Raw genomic sequence first — 3,001 nt, 5'->3', positions numbered from 1 at the left:
TTCCCGATCTACCTGGTCAAGGAGCGTGGCTTCGACATCCTTCAGGCTGGCTTCGTTGCCGCTATCCCGGCGCTGTGCGGCTTGGTCGGTGGTGTGTCCAGCGGGTTTATCTCTGACGCGATTTTGAAGAAGACCGGCTCGTTGAGCATCGCTCGAAAAACCCCGATCACCATCGGCTTGCTCCTGAGCGCCAGCATCATCCTGTGCAACTACGCCAACAGCGCAACCATGGTAGTGGCGCTGATGAGTGTGGCCTTCTTCGGCAAAGGCTTCGGCTCGCTAGGCTGGACCATCGTCGCAGATACCGCGCCCAAAGAATTGATCGGCACCACGGGCGGCGTGTTCAACGCGTTCGGTAATACCGCCGGGATCGTTACGCCGGTGGTCATTGGCTACATCCTGCAAACCACCGGTTCATTCGACGGGGCGTTGCTCTACGTCGGTGCCCACGGTTTGCTCGCCGTGGCCAGTTACTGGCTGATCGTCGGCAAGATTCAGCGCTTCGAACTGAAAAGCGCTTCTTGACTGAAAGTCCTAATTAACAAGACCTGATTAACACGTTGTACGTGAGGTATTTCTGATGAAAATGATATTCCGCTGGCACGGTCCGAAAGACCCCATCAGCCTGCAATACATCAACCAGATTCCTGGCTTGTACGGCATCGTCTCTTCGCTGTACGACCTGCCATTGGGCGAAGTCTGGCCGATTGACCGGATCAAAAGCCTGCGCGACGCGGCTGCGGTGTACAACTTAAAGATGGAAGTGGTCGACAGCTTCCGGGTTCACGAAGACATCAAGCTTGGCAAACCGGGTCGCGAAGCACTGATACCGCAGTACATCGAAACCTTGAAGAATCTCGCCGCCAGCGGCATCAAGATCGTGTGCTACAACTTCATGCCAGTGTTCGACTGGACCCGCACGCAGATGGAATATCAGTTGCCGGACGGCTCCAACACGCTGTCGTTCGAAGCCTCGCTGGTGGATCGCCTGGACGTGTCCAAAGGCATCATCCCCTTGCCGGGCATTGGCACCAAATACCCGCCGGAAAAACTCCAGGCAATGCTGGAAGAATACAAAGACGTCAGCACCGAACAGATGTGGAGCAACCTCGAGTGGTTCCTCGGCAAACTGGTGCCAGTCGCCGAGCAACTGGGCCTGAAACTGGCGCTGCACGCGGATGATCCACCCCGCCCGGTGTTCGGCCTGCCACGCATCATCAAAAATATCGAAGACCACCGCCGCGTGCTCAGCATCATTGATTCACCGGCCAACGGCTTGACGCTGTGCAGCGGCACCATTGGCTCAGACCTGAACAACGATGTGCCCTCGTTCATCAACGAATTCGCCGCCCGCCAGCGCGTGCATTACGTGCACCTGCGCAACGTGAAAGTCGCTGAAAACGGCGACTTCTATGAAAGCGCGCATCCGACTGAATGTGGTTCGCTGGACATGGCCGAGATCATGAAGTCCCTGCATGACGCTAACTTCACCGGGTATGCACGGCCTGACCACGGCCGGATGATTTGGGGCGAAACCGGTGTGCCGGGCTACGGCCTGTACGACCGCGCACTGGGCATCATGTACCTGCAAGGGCTGTGGGAAGGCATCGGCAAGCAAAAGACCCGCGCAGTGCTGCGACCTGGCCTGACCGCCGTCGCCTGACCTCACGTTACCCCTGTAGGAGCTGCCGAAGGCTGCGATCAACGTCGCGACGCAAGATTCGGCAGTTCCCACCGACCAGGCTGTACCTGTTCGACGTCCAATAAAAATAGGATTCCCCCATGACTGCCCGTGAAGTCAGCCCCGTAATCCGTCTCGACTCTGCCGATAACGTGGTGGTTGCCCGCGTTGAGATTCCCGTCGGCACGCTGATCGCCAGCGAAGCAGTGACCACCCTGCAAGAGGTGCCGCTGGGTCATAAAATCGCCACGCGCATGATCAAAAAAGGTCAACCGGTGCTCAAGTACAACACCGTGATCGGCTATGCCAGCGAAGACCTGCCCGCTGGCACCTGGATGCACAGCCACAACATCACGTTCGGGGAAACCGATCGCGATTATCGCTTTGGCCTGGACTATGTTTCAACCGACCTGCTGCCCGCTGAAGAACGCGCCACCTTCCAAGGTATCGTCCGTGAAGACGGGCGAGTTGCCACACGCAATTACCTCGGTGTTTTCGTGGTGGGTAATTGCGGCGCCACCGTGGCGCGCAAAATTGCCAATTATTTCGATGAGCAACGTCTGGCCGACTTCCCGAATATCGACGGGGTTGTACCCTTCGTGCATGAAATTGGCTGCGGCATGGAAATGACCGGCGAACCTATGGATCTGTTGCGCCGGACCATCGGCGGGCATATCCGCCATGCCAATACTGCTGGCGGCTTGTTGATTGCCCTGGGCTGCGAACGCAACAATATTTACGGTTTCATCGAACAGGAAAAGCTGGTCCTCGGCGACATGCTCAAGACCTTAGTCATTCAGGACGTCGGCGGCGTAAAAAGCGCGGTTGAGCTAGGCATCAAGATCATCCAGGCAATGTTGCCCGAAGCCAACAACGTGCAGCGCGTTCCAGTATCGGCCGAGCATTTGATTATCGGCATGCAATGCGGTGGCTCCGACGGTTTTTCTGGCCTGTCTGCAAACCCCGCATTGGGCGCGGCAGTGGACATTTTGGTCCGCCACGGAGGCACAGCCATCCTGTCTGAAACCTCGGAAATCTTCGGCGTCGAACACACCCTGACCGCCCGCGCAGTGACGCCTGAAGTCGGGCATAAGCTGGTGGATCGCATCAAGTGGTGGCTGAAATATAACGAAGGCCGCGACACCCAAATAAACGGCCGAGTCAGCCCCGGCAACAACGCCGGAGGTCTGGCGAATGTGCTTGAGAAATCATTGGGCGGCGCGAAAAAAGGCGGAAACGCACCCTTGATGGACGTCTATGAATACGCTTATCCGGTAACCACCCACGGCTTAGTATTCATGGACACGCCGGGCTACGACC

At 57.4% G+C, this 3,001-nt stretch carries 3 protein-coding genes; all 3 read left to right on the top strand.

The window, feature by feature from the left end; all coding sequences use genetic code 11:
* Positions 1-525 (top strand): MFS transporter (locus tag M0974_RS19385; RefSeq protein WP_297840342.1); only part of this gene is annotated, 525 nt, incomplete at its 5' end.
* A gap of 55 nt (positions 526-580) precedes the next feature.
* Positions 581-1,663 carry a mannonate dehydratase gene (locus M0974_RS19380; RefSeq protein WP_297840339.1) on the top strand — a complete coding sequence of 361 codons (1,083 nt, stop codon included), beginning with the start codon at positions 581-583 and terminating at the stop codon, positions 1,661-1,663.
* Between the two features lie 119 nt (positions 1,664-1,782).
* The coding region (locus tag M0974_RS19375; protein ID WP_297840336.1) for a UxaA family hydrolase at positions 1,783-3,001 on the top strand (1,219 nt) is incomplete at its 3' end.

It is taken from the genome of Pseudomonas sp., from assembly GCF_026224925.1.
Classification (GTDB): domain Bacteria; phylum Pseudomonadota; class Gammaproteobacteria; order Pseudomonadales; family Pseudomonadaceae; genus Aquipseudomonas.
Note: the sequence above shows the minus strand (reverse complement) of the source record. Positions and strands in the feature narration are given on the sequence as shown.

Excerpts from the sequence above, each read along its gene's own strand:
- M0974_RS19380 (WP_297840339.1), top strand. The coding sequence starts at position 581 with ATGAAAATGATATTCCGCTGGCACGGTCCGAAAGACCCCATCAGCCTG.